Origin of the sequence: Xylocopilactobacillus apis, from assembly GCF_033095965.1 — a bacterium.
In the GTDB taxonomy this organism is placed as follows: domain Bacteria; phylum Bacillota; class Bacilli; order Lactobacillales; family Lactobacillaceae; genus Xylocopilactobacillus; species Xylocopilactobacillus apis.
Map to the genome: position 1 here is coordinate 1553861 of NZ_AP026801.1, position 16492 is coordinate 1570352.

Genomic DNA, 16492 nt, shown 5'->3' on the forward strand with positions numbered 1-16492 from the left:
TTTTATTTTTCCTCTTCTTTCGTGTCATCAAAATTTTTAAAATCGTTTTGTGCTTGCTGTAATTTATTGAGTGCTGGTCGCTTATCGCTATCTTCCACGACAGTCGGCTTGCCTTCGGGTTTATAAAGCAGGTCTCCCAAAAGCTCTTCAAATTTTTTCTTTCCAACTTCTTTTTCAAGGCTCGTAATATTTTTTAAAGTGGGGTCAGTGTAGATATCTTTAAAACCACTATTTTCAAGTACCTGCGCAGCTGCAACTTGGTCGCTGATCACTCTACGACTACGTCCAGCTACGACTTTATAGCCTGGTATCTCTTTGCCCTCATCTAAAATCTGTGTCAGTGCATAAAGCTCAACTTTATCGAGCCATTTTCTGATCTGCGGTGCTTGATCCAAGATGTCCGCCACTTCTTGACTCGTGAGTGCGTTGGCTTCTTTAAATTTGTACTTTCTAATCTCTAAATTTTTCTCGGCTAGGTGTCGATCGAAACCTGCTGCCTTATAGAAAGTCCATGTTTCGGGCCTATTAAAGTCCCAGTCACCATCGCCATTTAAAGCTTGATCTGCTGCGGGTTTTACCACAGTATCACCCCAATCCAAAAGCTCACCTAAACTCATCTCGAAAGTCGACAAGTTCCCGATTCTCGGTTGGTTGATTGTCATCCGGACAGTGCTAAAGTCATACATTGGACCAAAAGTGTAATAAGCACCCAAGGCATAAAGCATCAGTTGGATATTGTGATCTGCCCGTACTTTGACCCCTTTGCCGTACTTCAAGTCCCAAATCGAGAGAGTATCATCGTTGACGATGATGGCATCGGATGTGCCCCAGCCACCCGGAGCCCATTGACCATAATCGACTTTTTGTTCAGTGAAAATCGCAGATTTTTTTAAGGAGTTGTAGTCTTCTATCACTAGGTCCGCATGACTTTGCGTGTACTCCTCCATCACCTGACTGTAAAACTTCGAGTTTTCTTTTAGCTTTTTGACTTCCGCGTTGTATTTTCTTTTAGTGATTTTTTTAGTCGCTAGACTTATCTTTAACTCTGCGAGTCTGTGGGCGTCAGTACCTTCCTGTGCGTATTCTGAGGTAAAATCTGGAAGTCCTTCCTCCATCCACAAAGTTGGTGGACAGTAGATCCACTTACCTGCGCTAGAAGCTGACAGCGAACTGTGTTTTGTAGGTGCTACCATAAGTGAATCCTTTCTCTGATTAAACTGACCAGTTCTTCTCCAACCTCATTTAAGGCCGAGTTTGGTAAATCTGGATACCTTGGATACTTTTCTACTATTTCATGCTGCAAGGGATCACAGATTTCACTGTTCGGATCATTTTCTAAAATGAAGTTGAAAAGAGTATCAATTTGATCTTGAGCTTTGCTATTATCCATACTTAATAATTGTTTTTCGATTGTCATGCCAGAGCCTTCACTTCCTGGATAAAGTCCGCGTAGTCTTCTTCTTTGAGCTTAGAAATGCCCGTGGCCTTATACTTTTTAAGAATCGCCATTGCCTCATCGCGTTTTTTCAAAAGGACGGGTCCAAAGGCACCTTTTACATCATCCAGTGTGAGTTTTGTTGGCTTTGCCTCTGGCACTGCTTCTGCCACGGGCTCAGTCTTTGGTGTCGCCTTTTCTACTTTTGGTGCTGTTTTTTTCGGGGGTGTGCTGATATCTGCTTCGACCTTTCCGCCAGTCATCCCACTCGCCAAGTCTTCAACACTTTTAACTAGATCGGCCCAATTCTCGCCTTTTACTGTTATTTCTATCATTTTTTACTCCTTCTGGGCTTGCTAGCCCTGCTATAATAAAGTTGTTATATTTTTTATGACTGCTCGTTTGTTGCCGCAAACGGGCTTTTTTACTCCCCTAAAACTTTCTGGATAATGCCTAAGATAATCACTACATAAGCAATCGCCATTAGTACATATCCGAGTTTTTCGCCAAGCGTTTTACTCTTCATCGCTGCCTCCTAAATCACGATCACGTAGTACCCTTTTTCTAGCCCATCATTGATAAATTTTTGTAAAGTTCTTAGTGGCTTTTTTTCAAAGTCTTTGACCTCGTCCTCCTTAGTCCTTGCTACTTTCTCAAATTCTTTAAGGGTCGTATCTAGGGTCAGTCCATTCCATGCTGATATGTATCCATCCTCATGCGCGTACGCTAGGTAGACCACGAAAAAAGGATGCTCTAGTACATCGTGGGGATCCTTGTAATAAAAAATTTTGGGCTTTTTAGGTAGATACGTTCCAGTGAGATAAGATTCATACGGATAAGTATCAAAATCATCTTCATCGTCTTCCTCAAAATTCTTTAATTTCTTTTTGTAAAGGACGTAAGTCACCAGCAAGGACAGCCACCAATCAAAAATCAGAAAAAGTATGACGGCTTTTAGCACTCTTCTTCTCCCGCAAAAATTACAAAATCTTTTCTACAAAATTTATTGATAAAGTGGTCGAGTTCATCCGGCGTAAGTGATCGCGTTGCATCTTTGATACTTGCCGTCTTGTAGTGCTCTTTTAAATCCTCAAAATCTTTCAAGATGTCACTGTCGCTCTGATTCGCGTTGAGGTTGTGCGCTCGGTAGATGTAGTCAGCACCACGTCGCTGGAAGATCCAAACTCTGTAGTAGTTGTATCTCTTAAGCTTTGTCTTGATATCTGTACTAATTTTTATCATTTTCGTGTACCTTGTCGTAAATACTAAAAGCAATGTAAAATGCGAAAATTGCTAGTACAAAGATCGCTATTATTTTTACGATGATGTCAAAAGTAACTTGAAGTCCCACAAGTGAATCAAGATACAAAATCGCTAGTGTAGTGCACATACTTATTAAAAAAGATTTCATTTAACGCCTTTCTCCATTTCTCTCGTGATTTCTGGAAACCACTCTCTCATGAACTTGCTGAATCCGACTGGCTCAAAAAGATAAGTTCTTCGGCCACCCGTGCCCGCATACATAACGCACTTATGCTCTAGTAGAGGCCGGAATTTTTTGCTGTAGAGTACTTTTTTGATCCATTCCCGCTTCCGGTGGTATCGCTTTTCTACATCTCCCATCGTCCACCAACAGCTTAAATCCGCCTTTTTTCTTAAGTCGTTGACTTCTGCTTTTGGTAAGATCTCGAAGCCCTCAGGTATGGGAATCGTAAGACTGTCGAGCCTAATGGTTTGTTGCATTTTTTACCGCCTCTTTTTTGTTCATAAAAGTGAATTTAATTGATTTTCTTGTTCTCTTTCGTGAACACCTAGGGTAAAAAAAATCCTCTACTTGGCTAATAGAATACCCTAAAGATTTAAGAATCTTTTCAAGATCTTCCGCAGAAAGCTTCGAAGTTCCCTGTTCGCGTCTTGCATAGTGACTTCTTGTCCACCCAAGCTCTTTTGCGAAGTCCTCTTGAGTAAGGCCCTTCGCAATTCGTTCTGCTTTAATCCTTTTCAGATTTACTGGCATTTTTTGCCTCTCCCTTCTTTTTTATTGTCTTTTATTTTTTAAGACAAGACCATATTATGACCATTGTTCACGTTTGTCAACCATTTTTTACAAAAAATGATTTTATTGCCCATTTTATGAACTTAGAATATACTAAAAGGTATAAAGCTAAAGGAGGTGTCGACAAGTGAGAACAAATGATGAACTCGTAGAAGTTATAAACCAATTACTAAAAGAAAACGGTCAAAGCCCTACAGAGTTAGCAAAAGCAATGGGGGTTAGCAGATCGGCCATGTTTTACTATTTAAACGGAAAACGAACCTTCCCAGTAAATCACTTAGATGATGCGGCAAGGTTTTTGCATACTTCTGTTTTATACCTTTTTGGAGTTGAAGATCAGCCGGAACCGCCAAAAAATTATTATAATTTCATCGATGCTTCTGTATCAGCAGGCGTACCGACAAGTATTGATCCTTTTACTTCTGATGACTTAGAAAAGTCAGCAATTTCAAAAAATTTGCTTGGAAAATTTGCGGATGAAAAGGACTTGTTAATGATGAAAGTAAGTGGTGAGTCAATGAATCGGATTTTGCCTGATAAATCGATGATTGGAATACAAAAGGTAGAAAGCTTAGAAGATTTAAAAAATGGGGAAATTGTTGTTTTTTCAGATGGCGGGGATTATTGCGTAAAAAGGATCTACATAAATAAAGAGCTAAAATTAGTTGATTTTTTACCTGATTCTACCGACAGATCATTCCAACCAATATCCTATCTTTTTTCTAATATGGAAGATGTCAAAATCATAGGCAGAGTCGTTTTACATTTGGTTTTTGACGAGTAAGTAAAAGAGGTTAGCAATGGCAGGATTTAGAAAACGTGGTAAAAAATGGGAGTACTCCATCAGATATAAAGACCTAGATGGGACTCCTCTTAGAAAAACTGAGGGTGGCTTCAACTTGAAAAGTGAAGCAGTTCAGGCAGCGGCAGAAATGGAAATGAAGCTAAAAAAGGGCTTAATACTAAACCCCGATATTACTTTTTTGGATTACTATGATCGCTGGGTTGAAGCCTACAAAGCGGGAAAGCACGATGAGACAACAGAAAAAAAGTACAAAACTTACCATAATAAGATTGAAAAGTATTTTGGGGTCACAGTAAAACTGCGACAAATCTCACGAAGTGACTGGCAAAAATTTATTAATAATCAGGGGGAGACTCGTGCCCGTACGACCATTTCTGCGGTCAACAGTCACATCCGGGCAATGGCAAGGTCAGCAGTACGAGATCGGATAATCGATTTTAATTTTACTGAGGATATTGAGCTTTGTGGGAAAGAGTCAAAACCTGAGTCTTTAAAGTATCTTGAAGCTGACGACTTCAGAAAGCTAAAAAAGTATGTTTTTGAAAACTCGTCAGTTGATGATATTGTCTGCGGTATGATTGCTACCTCCATCATGACTGGTGCGCGCTTGTCGGAAGTTCTGGGGCTCACCTGGAAAGATATCGACTTTAAAAATCGGACTATTGATATAAATAAGAGCTGGGATCACAAGTACACAAAAAAATTCAAGAAAACAAAGACACCTTCAAGTAATAGGGTCATTGATGTTGACTCGGAACTTTTGTCTATGCTTGAAAAACTGAAAAAAGAGCAGGAAGAATATTTTGAAAGTATCGGGTATGCTAGCTTAAATAATCAAATTTTTTTGGATAAAAAACTCGAACCACCAACAGGAAAAGTGACTAACGCGGAACTTCGTAAAATTCAAAAAAAGCTTAAAATTAGCCCCGAAATAACCTTTCATGGTTTAAGACACACCCATGCAAGTTTTTTAATTTTAAAGGGAATCGATATAAATTACATCAGTCACAGACTTGGGCATGCCAACGTTTCGATTACGATGACAGTCTACTCCCATCTTTTAAAGGAACACGAGAAAAAAGAAGCAAAAAGAACAATTTTAGCCTTAGAAGCACTATAAAATTCGTCGCCAGTTTGTCGCCAATTTTTCGATTCTCTATCTTACTCTATCGTGCTAAATGCCGTAAAATTGGGCTTTCCCGTGCTCTATCGTGCTCTATTTTACTAAGGAAACGTTCCGCGAGTGCGGGGAATACACTTAAAAACATCAATAAAACAGATATTTCGACATAAAGAAATTACATTTTTTAATGAGTTTCAAATCTTTAAAATTAATTCAGCATCAACATACTTGGCATTTAATTGATACAATATTACTATATTTTAAAGACTACCTAGTTTCAACAAATAAAAAATAGCAGTATATTTTCAAATTTTTTATCTTATATAATTTATAAAAAATTTTAGCGTAATTACTAAAGTGAAGGTTATCATTGCATCACATTTGTCTATAATTGGTATAGTTATATAAACCGACTTATAGAAATAATATTTATTTTTGTGAAAATATTTTGAAACAGTGAAACATTGTTGCCGAACGTTTGTTCCTTTTGTTATAATTAACGAGTGAGAAGTTTTATGGGCGGTGGCTGCATGAATTTCCAAGGAGGTGGTGCTGTATGGAAATACGGAACAATCTTAGTTAGAAAGGATCGCAGTCAGCTTGACTGTTTTTCAAGCTATCTCGTTGATGATTTCGTTTGGCTTGCTTGTTGCAACCATCTTGAAACATAACGAAAAGTAGCAAAAAAATCCGTCCTATTCAACTTTGGTAAGGTTATAGGACGGATAGTCGTTTTATAATTATTGCCACCGCCTTTGAAGCGGCTTACATTGAGCTGGTGTTTACGCACCAGCTCTTTTTATACTTAAATTATATATCTAAATTAAAGTCACTTCAACTACTACCGTACGTTAACCAAGGTATAAGTAAATGTTGTCTTATAATATTCCACTGATAAAACTTAATAGATAAACTTCTTACTTCTATTTTTGAGCTTTATAGATTTTGAAAAAATTCGCAGACATTACTAACAAAAAAACAATGATTACATTTGACAAAACAGAAATATTTGTAAAATACGATACGATCGATTGACCAAAATCAAACTGATCACCTAAAAGAAAGGAACTATACGCCAGAATAACAAACAATAAAAACAAACCGAAGAATGGACTTTTTTAATGACCAATTTAGATAAAACTTATCCATAAGCAACACCCTTTTCAATTAATAGCACACTTTAAATATTATATTATAAAAAATAAACCAACTAAACGGCTTATTGCCTTAAATTCTTAGTTCAACATACTAAACACTAACACCCCCGCGGATGCGGGGAACACAGTCGTCTAAGACCAACAAGTCACAATTTTTTAGGATCACCCCGCGAGTGCGGGGAATACAGCTTGAACAGTCAGATATTTTTGGATAGGTCAGGATCACCCCCGCGAGTGCGGGGAATACTTATCATCTCAGCTTGTGAGCTAGGTGCAAGTAGGATCACCCCCGCGAGTGCGGGGAATACCCTTAACTAGTAGCTCTTGTAATTGTGCTCCCGGGATCACCCCCGCGAGTGCGGGGAATACATCGTCATCAACGTGCTGCCCGTCTTTGTAATAGGATCACCCCCGCGAGTGCGGGGAATACAAGACGAGATGAAGTGTTGGAATTTGTCCCAGAGGATCACCCCCGCGAGTGCGGGGAATACACTTAAAAACATCAATAAAACAGATATTTCGACATAAAGAAATTACATTTTTTAATGAGTTTCAAATCTTTAAAATTAATTCAGCATCAACATACTTGGCATTTAATTGATACAATATTACTATATTTTAAAGACTACCTAGTTTCAACAAATAAAAAAATAGCAGTATATTTTCAAAGTTTTTATCTTATATAATTTATAAAAAATTTTAGCGTAATTACTAAAGTGAAGGTTATCATTGCATCACATTTGTCTATAATTGGTATAGTTATATCAAACGGATTATAGAAATAATATTTATTTTTTTAAACAGTGAAACATTGTTGCCGAACGTTTGTTCCTTTTGTTATAATTAACGAGTGAGAAGTTTTATGGGCGGTGGCTGCATGAATTTCCAAGGAGGTGGTGCTGTATGGAAATACGGAACAATCTTATTAGAAAGGATCGCAGTCAGCTTGACTGTTTTTCAAGCTATCTCGTTGATGATTTCGTTTGGCTTGCTTGTTGCAACCATCTTGAAACATAACGAAAAGTAACAAAAAACCCGTCCTATTCAACTTTGGCCAGTTATAGGAAGGGTTAATCTAATTCTTACTATTGCCACCGCCTTTAAAGCGGCTTACATTGAGCTGGTGTTTGCGCACCGGCTCTTTTTATACTTAAATTATATATCTAAATTGGAATCACTTCAACTACTACCGTACGTTAACAAAAGCATAAGTAAACGTTGTCTATAATGTTCCACTGATAAAGGAATTTTCACTGTTAAAACTTAATAGATAAACTTCTTATTTCTATTTTTGAGCTTTATAGATTTTGAAAAAATTCGCAGACATTACTAACAAAAAAACAATGATTACATTTGACAAAACAGGAATATTTGTAAAATACGATACGATCGATTGACCAAAATCAAACTGATCACCTAAAAGAAAGGAACTATACGCCAGAATAACAAACAATAAAAACAAACCGAAGAATAGACTTTTTAATGACCAATTTAGATAAAACTTATCCATAAGCAACACTCTTTTCAATTAATAGCACACTTTAAATATTATATTATAAAAAATAAACCAACTAAACGGCTTATTCACTTAAATTCTTAGTTCAACATATTAAACACTCACACCCCGCGGATGCGGGGAACACTTAAAAAATCAATAAAATTGGTATTTCGATATAAAGTAATTACATTTTTTAATGAGTTTCAAATCTTTAAAACTAATTCAATATCAACATAATTCGTATTTAGTTGATACACTACTACTATATTTTAAAGATTCCATAGTTTCAACAAATACAAAATTAACAGTGTATTCCCAAAGTTTTTATCTTAAATAAATTTATAAAAACATTTTAAGGAGTGTCGTTAATCAACGTGAAGGTTACTGTTGCATTGTAAGTACCGGCTTTCGGAATATCACTTGGACTTGCCTTAAAGCTCAATGTCCATGGATAATTCTTAACGTCTTGGTAATTAATCGTTGCTGTTTCACTATAAAGTGTTTGTGCTGTTGGAAGAAGATGGGTCGTCGTTCCCGTTGTTGTATTGTGATAATACAACGGATTTCCTCTAATGACCTTTGTTGAATCTGTTGTGTGCTTAAACGGTTTTGTTACTGCAGCTTCCACGTGCCATCGCTTACCTGTTCTCACATTTCTGTTGTCGGTTACATTGATGTTTTGCGCTGAACTAGTGTATTCCTTGTTCTTCAAGTATCCCGCATGAGTACCCAAATCAATATTCCCCGGAGTTACTGCTAAAGTCTGCGTTCCAACTTGGTCCCAAACGTATGTCCTTACATCATTTCTTGTTAATGAATCACTCGCAATCTGAGCTGCTGTCCTTGCTGCACCCGTTGGTGCATGAATTGTTGTTGGTGTTAATGCCTCCCGCCACTGTGGATTAGTTGCGTAATATACTGGTGATGGATTGTCTAAATCCGTAATTGCCGTTCCTGGGGTTGGATCATTCAATAAGGAATTAGCTCCAATTCTAGTTCCATTACCTAACGTTAGTTGCCATAATTTTGGCATGCTTTTTAAAATTCCATTTGTGTTAGCTGTTGGTTGAATATTAAAATTTTGAAGATCTAAAGTAGTCAAACTATTACAGCTCGCAAACATCCACTGAAAATTGGTAACACTAGATACATCAAAACTACTTAAACTTAATTTCTTTAAATTAAAACACTCATTGAACATTGATTCTGTTTGTTTTAATTTCGGAGTCTGCCAACCATTTAGATTAATACTCTCTAGATTATGATCTTCAAAAAACATCCACCTCATTAACTCAACATTGTTTGTCGAGTAGCCGCTTAGATCAAGATGGGTTAACCCCGGACAATCCATAAACATCGAATCAAAACTTGTCCCGCTTCTGGTATCAAAATGTTCTACTGCACTAAAATCTGTTAACGAAGTACAATGTGAAAACATTGCTCCAAATGTTAATACAGTACCTGTCTTAAAGTTAGGACCATATACAATATTTTTTAGTTTTTTACAATTTAAGAAAAACCTAAACATGTTCGCAACACTTGTAGTATCAAACGAACTTAAATCAACGCTTTCAAGATTTGCGCAGCCATTGAACATTCCACTCATATTGTATACACCTGTAGTAGTTAAATTTGTCAAACCGATAATATTCTTTAAGTTTGTTTGACCATAGAATAAATGTTCAATCGAATGATAACCCTTTACTCCCTGCTTAATCTCAACAGTGTTAATTTGCGTTAAATATTGATCCCAAGGCCATTTAACGATGTCATCGTATTGATCATTAGGATCAGGACTCGTAACTTCAGCATCTACATTAGCATTTAGTACATGCGGATAGATGGTTAACGTTCCACTTTCGTATTTCCACCACAGATAGTCTGAAAGACTGACAGTTTTAACCGCTGATACATTATTTGAATTATCCACTGCAACAATATGCAGGTATTTACCTGCATCAGGATTACGATTAAACGTAAGATTCGCATGATTATCTGTTGCTGATGTTGGATTGAGATTAATATTTGTTACTTCACCAGTTATAGGATTTTTATTAACTTTGGGTGCCCCTGTAGGATTATCATCCAGTGAATAAACATAACCTTTAAATCCACTTAAAATAGGTAACTTAACAACATCTGAATATTTAGTAGTTGAAGAAGTTTTTGCTTTAATTCGATAAAAATAATTAGTGGGGTTATCTTTAGTATTGAAATTTACATTGATAGAATTATCCCCAGTTTTTGTTACAACACTTGTTGGCACATCCGGTGGAGTAATATCGTTTACCGTATGATCATCACCTGGAGATGACAACGTTAACGTACTTGTATAATAAACCATATTAGTAATAATTTTAGCTTCATCAGGCGTACAACCCCCTGTAGTATGACCGGTTTGAATCATTGCATAGTTATTTCTAGTTATTAAATACCAATTATTATCACCGATAATTTTATGACTGCTATCATATGCATATCCTGGCGGATTTAAAGTTGGAGATGTTGTGCTTTGAGTAAATTGCATCCAACGAGTTGCACCTCCAGTGGAGAGAAGGTATTGTCCAGCAGTGTGGCTCCAAGTAATATCATAAATTGCATTAGGATCCAATTTATAAGGATAAATTCCTAGTGGACCGTATGTCGAAAACTTTACCCGATTTGATAAATACATGTCGTTTTCATAACTTCCACCAGCAACAAGTATATCTGTATCTAAAATTACCCCTAAATCTGAAGAAAATTTATGAAAATTAGGATGAGACCATCCGGCATTACCTAAAACCGTATCATGTCCAAAAATCAAAGATCTCCCAGTATTTCCAAAACTAGCGGTCGCTTGCTGTGCCGCAACGTTGATATCTTGTTCTAAACTACCATTATAATCTGACGATCCAAAAAACAATCCATCATATTTATAACTACCAGTGGAATCCTTTAGATATCCATCTGGATTAGCGTTAAATTGAGATAATGATACAGGAGTAACATCAATTAATCCCATTGATACCGGTTGTCCGGTATTTGGATCAAGTTGATCCATCCAAGACTTTAAATAATTACCTTCACGAGGTGCTTCTGGATAAACATTTAAAATTTTTATGTGCTTCCCGTAATTAGTTGGGGCTATATCCCAAGAGGTATCATCAGAGGGAATTGTTGGATTAGTTGTTTTCTGAACAACGTATCCATCTGTTCGATCAGGTACTGTATCCCACTCCAAATGAACCCAGCTTTGAGTTGGATTATAGTGACCTTCAGCAGTTAAGCTAAAATCTCCATTTTTTACAATCTCTCCAGAACTAAGTATGTTAGAGCCATCTTTAGTTGTGATTTTCGATTTAATTTGAAGTTTAGGAAGTGACGTTCGTTGAAGTGGATCTAAAAAAATAGATCCAACATTATTAGCTAAACGCCCCCCCCTGGAAACGCTACCATTATTTATACTTGCGGTATTCTGTGGGAAATCTGCTGCTTTACTCGCTTGTTTATTGTTTAAAACAATTCCAATAGCTGCAATACTTACTATTGCGACTATTAAATATCCTAATCTTTTGATTAACTTGTTCATAAACTCACTCCCTAAATTGATTTATTTATACAAAGTTAAATTTATTATATCAAAAAGTGGATTTTATCAATTCTGTTTTTCATAAAATTTTTTTCAAAAAAAAAGCAACTAACTCGCAATTTTCTTGCTGTTAGCTGCTTTGTTATTTTTAAAAACTAAAATTATTATTTAGAGTCGTCATTGATGTCTTCTCTAGTATTTCCCTCTTTTGTAACCTTTTTAACTTTAATAATTATCTCACCAATAATTACCATTATAATTGTTCCAATAAATATAGGCAGCTGCTCTGTCAGACTGCTTTTACTAAAGTCTAATGGAACTGCAGTAAAGATTAATGCAATGACAATTAATGCAACTGGAACATAAGCTAATATATGTAAGAACGTATTATTTCCACTAACTTTAAAAGGTCTTGGAGTATCTGGATCAATTTTTCTAAGTTTTAAGAAAGCTGGAAAAATTGGAATATAAGCTAACATTAACATTACTAAGTTTAATGAGAAGAATGACCAGAATAAATCTTGACTAGGCAACAGTGGCGCTACTACAACAATTACTGACGCAATTACACCATTCATAATCGAAGCCCCGTTTGGCATTTGATTCTTTGGAGATTTTTTAGCAAATACACTAGGCAAATCTCCGTTTTCTGCTGCATAAGAAGCAACACTGTTGACCCCAAATGACCAAGAAATCATATTACCGAATAAAGTCAGCATGAACAGCAGTGCAATGATGCTAATGAACCAGCCAGTATCTGTTCCAAGCAATAATTTAAAGGCATCCATCAAACCGCTTCCGGTATTAATCTTATCGGTTGGAATAGCTACTCCGATTCCAAATGCCGAAAAAATATAAATTGCCGCAATTACAATCCCACCAATAATAATTGATTGTTTAATCTGTTTGGTAGGATTTTCCATCTGATCAGCCATCGTACAGATAACTTCAAATCCTAACAAATTAAATATTATTACTGAAACAAAAGATAAACTGTGCAGATCAAAAGTTGGCAGCATACTCTTAAGAGTAAATTGATTAGCCATTCCTTTAGTTAAGGCCGTGTAAATTCCTAAAACACCAATCAAAATAGCTAATGTCATTTTAATAATTGCCGCAGTGTTTAGAATCCAAACACTATCACTAACTGGATAGAAACTAATCCAAATAATCAGCCAAATGAAAATTAATTCGATTAAAACACCGGTCCAAGTTCCTAGTTTAATACCAAAAATTGTTTCAATTAACCCCGGACACATGACAGCTAGTGATGCTAACCAAAGCGGAAAATTAATCCAATAGTACCAAGCCGCTCTTGATCCCCATTTATGCCCAAATGCCTTTGTAATCCAATCGTATAAACCACCCTCTCCAATATAAGTGGTCCCTAGTTCGGAAGAAATAAGACCATATGGTAATAAAAATAATACTAATAGAAAAATCCACCAAAAAAATTGTGAATTTCCTATCGATGCCACAGGAGCTGCTGCTTCAGCAACAAAAACCACACAAATAACTGATAAAACAGCACTCATGAGGCTAAATTTTTTCTTTTTAGGCATATCTTTGAGTTCCCCTTTCAAACAGTCTGCATATTTTTTAACTCGATCGCAAACTAAATACAGTTATAAAGTATAAATAATCTATCCTCCAACAGAAAGGGCTTTCTTTGATTCTGATCAAATAACAACTACCATGTATTTTGTTTTATTTTGCGGAATTTGATACATTTTTTAAAATAAATCTTATTATCAAGCAGAATATGCACTTATTTTTGTTTGTTACGCAAAATGTAACAAACTACATGATTATTTTGCTTGAATTCAATTAAGCGTTATCACCTTTATTTAATCGCTTTCACATTTTATATTAAATATGGTTAAGAAAACAAATGGTCTTAACGAAAACATTTGAAAGGATTTATTTATGAAACGCGATTTTATTGATACTAATACTTATACGAGAGAGGAAATCCAATATTTAATTAATCTTGGAATTCAAATTAAACGTAATATCAAAAGAGGAAACTATCCTAACCTTTTACCTAACAGAACTTTGGGAATGATTTTTGAAGAATCCTCAACTAGAACTAGAGTTGCTTTTGAAACTGCAATGACTCAATTAGGAGGTCATTCACAATATCTTGCTCCAGGCCAAATTCACTTGGGAAGTGCTGAAAGTGAATCATTAGGCGACACGGCAATTGTACTATCACGTTTAGTTGATGTTTTAATGGCTCGTGTTGCTAAACATGAAACCGTTCAAAAATTAGCTGAAACTGCTACAGTCCCAGTTTTAAATGGTATGAGCGATTACAATCACCCAACTCAAGAAATTGGAGACATAACAACGATGGCTGAACACTTACCTGCTGGTAAGAAATTAAGCGATTGTAAAGTAGTATTCGTCGGAGACGCTACTCAAGTATGTGTTTCATTAATGTTTATCGCATCTAAGATGGGAATGCACTTCGTTCAATTTGGACCTAAAGGCTACCAAATTCCAGAAGAAAGTCTTGCAATTGCGAAGAAAAATTGTGAATTATCAGGCGGAACTGTTGAAGTAACAGAAAATGCTGATGAAGCTATGAAGGATGCAGATTTTGTATATACTGACGTTTGGTATGGCTTATATGAATCACCACTTTCATATGATGAAAGAATGAAAATCTTCTATCCTAAATATCAGGTTAGCGAAGAATTAATGGCAAAAGCAGCAAGTCATGCAATGTTCATGCACTGTCTTCCAGCAAACCGCGGTGAAGAAGTTACTGATGCAGTCTTAGATTCACCTGCATCTATTGCTTGGGATGAAGCAGAAAATCGTTTGACATCAATTCGTGCATTACTAGTTTATTTACTTGCTCCATCAATGAACTACACTGAAAAACAGCTCGATGATTTAAATGATCCAAAATTAAAGGAAATGATTTTAAACTTAGTTGATAACTCAACTCGTTAAATTCAAGCAGAACGATAACTATGGATAATGAGCTTGATCACGAAAATGGGGCGCTAAATAACCAAGAATTAGCAACAAGCAGCATTAATAGATTATTCTTCAAGTATGGTTCTCTCACATTAATCGGACAGATAGCCCAAGCCATCATGGTTATTTTAGAAGGCATTTTCATTGGGCAAGGACTTGGATCCTTAGGTCTAGCCACTGTCAGTGTAATTATGCCTTTAGAATTACTGAGTACTGGATTGGGCGGAGGTTTAGGGATTGGTGTCAGCACCGTTTCTGCTTTAGACAAAGGAAAAGGAAATGTTGAACGTTCACAAAAAGTCTTCTCCGACGGTTTTTGGTTCACTTTAATTATTTCAATTTTACTTGCGTTGATAATTGGCTTTAATGCTTCTGGTATTGCTAGTCTTTTAGGCGCTCAAGCTGAAACTCACCAAGCAGCTGCAACATTTATCAGAATATTTATGGTAGGATATCCTTTTTCCATAACAGGTCAAATGATTGTTAGTATGCTTAGAGTTGATGAACAGCCGGGATTAAGCAGTTGGATTATGTCATTATCTGCTTTAATTTCAATTCTCGAATTGTATTACGGAGTTTTTATAGCTAAATGGGGCATCGTTGCTGTTGGAATTTATTACGGTATGTCAATCGGTCTTTTCTTTACAGGAATTTTTTACTTCATTTTTTCAAAAACAAAATTGAAAATTAAATTTGATTTTAACTTTGATTGGAAAACAATTCTCGATGATATCAAAATTTCGATTCCTTATTTTGTAATTACAATTTCAAGCTCTATTTTTACTTGGGTGATGAATATTATCTTAGGAAAAAATGGTACAAGTGTCGATGTTGCAGCTTTTGGTATTGTCAATGGTTATATTTTTTACATTTTCAATACTATTACTGTTTCATTAACCCAAGGGATGCAGCCGATCGCTAGCTATAACTACGGTGCAAAACTGTTTGATCGAGTTCGTCAGTTACTTAACATTAGTATTTTGTCTAATATTGTTGTAATTGCTGCAATTACTTTACTTTACGCTGTTTTCTCGCGTCCTTTAGTAACTATTTTTGCGGGATCTGATACTCAATTAATGAAGATGACTATGTCAACATCAATAATTATGGTTGGATTCACGGCTTTGGGTTCGACTGTTAATATTTTGTCTGGTTACTATCAGGCTATTAATAAAATTAAAATTTCAAACTTCTTAGGAATCATAAAATTTTTAATTATTGCCACTCCGCTTTTATTAATCTTAAACGCCATATTTGGAGCAAACGGGGCTTGGTATAGTCAACCTATCGCAGACGTAATTGTATTTATTGTTTCATTAATTTTGTGGAAAAAAGAAATTGATAATTTAAAAAAAGAAGTGAAAGAATTACGCATAAATTAATTGATAAAAAATTGGGGGAGAATTTATTATTATATAAATCATGTTGTGCTCACTTATGTTTTAGGTCACCTCTTTAAAACTACTTGTACCATTTACTTACTTTTACATTCATAATTAAAACAAACCTCTTAATGTTAGATACTAAATTAAATTTTTAATACCAATGTGTTTTATCCTAATTAAAAGATAGTTATAAAAATATTAAAGTTGACTTTTGACCTAAAGATGGGACATTTACTAATTATCAAGATCAATTAAACTTACGGTGCTTAAGACAGCAACCATAAAATCAGGAAAATTAGCTGATATCGCTGTCTTAGATACAAATATTTTAGAATCTAAGCCTGAAGACATCTATAAAACTCAGGCTGTTATGACAATGGTTAATGGTAAAATTATTTACCAAAAATAAATTTATTAAAGAAACTAAATAAGTCAATTAACAAGAAAAACCAATTTTATAAAAAACATCTCCTT

Annotated in this window: 16 protein-coding genes; 7 read left to right on the top strand and 9 right to left on the bottom strand. The window is 35.5% G+C overall.

Annotated elements, in window-relative coordinates:
• Window positions 1-2: 2 nt before the first annotated feature.
• From R8749_RS07355 to R8749_RS07385, 7 genes are all read right to left on the bottom strand, one after another.
• Window positions 3-1193: a DUF2800 domain-containing protein gene (locus R8749_RS07355; RefSeq protein WP_317695491.1), complete on the bottom strand. Its 1191-nt coding sequence runs from the start codon at window positions 1191-1193 to the stop codon at window positions 3-5.
• Window positions 1187-1417 carry a hypothetical protein gene (locus tag R8749_RS07360; RefSeq protein WP_317695493.1) on the bottom strand — a complete coding sequence of 77 codons (231 nt, stop codon included), beginning with the start codon at window positions 1415-1417 and terminating at the stop codon, window positions 1187-1189. The genes R8749_RS07355 and R8749_RS07360 overlap by 7 nt, the downstream gene beginning before the upstream one ends.
• Window positions 1414-1770: a PLC family EF-hand domain-containing protein gene (locus tag R8749_RS07365; protein ID WP_317695496.1), complete on the bottom strand. Its 357-nt coding sequence runs from the start codon at window positions 1768-1770 to the stop codon at window positions 1414-1416. Before R8749_RS07365 ends, R8749_RS07360 begins: the two co-directional genes overlap by 4 nt.
• A 200-nt stretch (window positions 1771-1970) precedes the next feature.
• Complete coding sequence (locus tag R8749_RS07370) at window positions 1971-2342, bottom strand: hypothetical protein (RefSeq protein WP_317695499.1); 372 nt, start codon at window positions 2340-2342, stop codon at window positions 1971-1973.
• A gap of 47 nt (window positions 2343-2389) precedes the next feature.
• The gene (locus R8749_RS07375) at window positions 2390-2677 is read right to left on the bottom strand and encodes a hypothetical protein (protein WP_317695501.1); all 288 of its coding nucleotides are present in this window, start codon (window positions 2675-2677) and stop codon (window positions 2390-2392) included.
• A 165-nt stretch (window positions 2678-2842) separates the two neighbouring features.
• Window positions 2843-3178, bottom strand: coding sequence for a DUF771 domain-containing protein (locus tag R8749_RS07380; protein ID WP_317695502.1), 336 nt, complete (start codon window positions 3176-3178; stop codon window positions 2843-2845).
• The gene (locus R8749_RS07385) at window positions 3162-3452 is read right to left on the bottom strand and encodes a helix-turn-helix domain-containing protein (protein ID WP_317695504.1); all 291 of its coding nucleotides are present in this window, start codon (window positions 3450-3452) and stop codon (window positions 3162-3164) included. Before R8749_RS07385 ends, R8749_RS07380 begins: the two co-directional genes overlap by 17 nt.
• Before the next feature lie 166 nt (window positions 3453-3618).
• Between R8749_RS07385 and R8749_RS07390 the strand changes: the two genes are divergently transcribed.
• The 4 genes from R8749_RS07390 (at window position 3619) to R8749_RS10840 (ending at window position 7603) form a co-directional block, all read left to right on the top strand.
• Window positions 3619-4275, top strand: coding sequence for a LexA family protein (locus tag R8749_RS07390; RefSeq protein WP_317695506.1), 657 nt, complete (start codon window positions 3619-3621; stop codon window positions 4273-4275).
• A 16-nt stretch (window positions 4276-4291) separates the two neighbouring features.
• Complete coding sequence (locus tag R8749_RS07395; RefSeq protein WP_317695509.1) at window positions 4292-5416, top strand: tyrosine-type recombinase/integrase; 1125 nt, start codon at window positions 4292-4294, stop codon at window positions 5414-5416.
• 603 nt (window positions 5417-6019) lie between these two features.
• Complete coding sequence (locus tag R8749_RS10835; RefSeq protein WP_425613228.1) at window positions 6020-6100, top strand: putative holin-like toxin; 81 nt, start codon at window positions 6020-6022, stop codon at window positions 6098-6100.
• 1353 nt (window positions 6101-7453) lie between these two features.
• Window positions 7454-7603, top strand: a complete 150-nt coding sequence (locus tag R8749_RS10840) for a putative holin-like toxin (protein ID WP_425613189.1) — start codon at window positions 7454-7456, stop codon at window positions 7601-7603.
• An 823-nt stretch (window positions 7604-8426) separates the two neighbouring features.
• On the opposite strand, the gene R8749_RS07400 is transcribed toward R8749_RS10840, so the two are convergent.
• Window positions 8427-11645: a BspA family leucine-rich repeat surface protein gene (locus tag R8749_RS07400; protein ID WP_317695512.1), complete on the bottom strand. Its 3219-nt coding sequence runs from the start codon at window positions 11643-11645 to the stop codon at window positions 8427-8429.
• A 164-nt stretch (window positions 11646-11809) separates the two neighbouring features.
• Window positions 11810-13207 (bottom strand): APC family permease, encoded by a 1398-nt coding sequence (locus tag R8749_RS07405; RefSeq protein ID WP_317695514.1) that lies wholly within the window; start codon window positions 13205-13207, stop codon window positions 11810-11812.
• 364 nt (window positions 13208-13571) lie between these two features.
• Here R8749_RS07405 and ptcA point away from each other — a divergent pair, with 364 nt between their 5' ends.
• The 3 genes from ptcA (at window position 13572) to R8749_RS07420 (ending at window position 16427) form a co-directional block, all read left to right on the top strand.
• Window positions 13572-14606, top strand: a complete 1035-nt coding sequence (gene ptcA, locus R8749_RS07410) for a putrescine carbamoyltransferase (RefSeq protein ID WP_317695516.1) — start codon at window positions 13572-13574, stop codon at window positions 14604-14606.
• 20 nt (window positions 14607-14626) lie between these two features.
• Window positions 14627-16015, top strand: a complete 1389-nt coding sequence (locus R8749_RS07415) for an MATE family efflux transporter (RefSeq protein WP_317695518.1) — start codon at window positions 14627-14629, stop codon at window positions 16013-16015.
• 265 nt (window positions 16016-16280) lie between these two features.
• The gene (locus tag R8749_RS07420; RefSeq protein WP_317695520.1) at window positions 16281-16427 is read left to right on the top strand and encodes an amidohydrolase family protein; all 147 of its coding nucleotides are present in this window, start codon (window positions 16281-16283) and stop codon (window positions 16425-16427) included.
• Window positions 16428-16492 lie beyond the last annotated feature (65 nt).

Bases quoted from the DNA above. Each gene is read 5' to 3' on its own strand.
- R8749_RS07355 (WP_317695491.1), bottom strand. From the start codon at position 1,193: ATGGTAGCACCTACAAAACACAGTTCGCTGTCAGCTTCTAGCGCAGGT.
- R8749_RS07360 (WP_317695493.1), bottom strand. From the start codon at position 1,417: ATGACAATCGAAAAACAATTATTAAGTATGGATAATAGCAAAGCTCAA.
- R8749_RS07365 (WP_317695496.1), bottom strand. From the start codon at position 1,770: ATGATAGAAATAACAGTAAAAGGCGAGAATTGGGCCGATCTAGTTAAA.
- R8749_RS07375 (WP_317695501.1), bottom strand. From the start codon at position 2,677: ATGATAAAAATTAGTACAGATATCAAGACAAAGCTTAAGAGATACAAC.
- R8749_RS07380 (WP_317695502.1), bottom strand. From the start codon at position 3,178: ATGCAACAAACCATTAGGCTCGACAGTCTTACGATTCCCATACCTGAG.
- R8749_RS07385 (WP_317695504.1), bottom strand. From the start codon at position 3,452: ATGCCAGTAAATCTGAAAAGGATTAAAGCAGAACGAATTGCGAAGGGC.
- R8749_RS07395 (WP_317695509.1), top strand. From the start codon at position 4,292: ATGGCAGGATTTAGAAAACGTGGTAAAAAATGGGAGTACTCCATCAGA.
- R8749_RS10840 (WP_425613189.1), top strand. From the start codon at position 7,454: ATGAATTTCCAAGGAGGTGGTGCTGTATGGAAATACGGAACAATCTTA.
- R8749_RS07400 (WP_317695512.1), bottom strand. From the start codon at position 11,645: ATGAACAAGTTAATCAAAAGATTAGGATATTTAATAGTCGCAATAGTA.
- R8749_RS07405 (WP_317695514.1), bottom strand. From the start codon at position 13,207: ATGCCTAAAAAGAAAAAATTTAGCCTCATGAGTGCTGTTTTATCAGTT.
- ptcA (WP_317695516.1), top strand. From the start codon at position 13,572: ATGAAACGCGATTTTATTGATACTAATACTTATACGAGAGAGGAAATC.
- R8749_RS07415 (WP_317695518.1), top strand. From the start codon at position 14,627: ATGGATAATGAGCTTGATCACGAAAATGGGGCGCTAAATAACCAAGAA.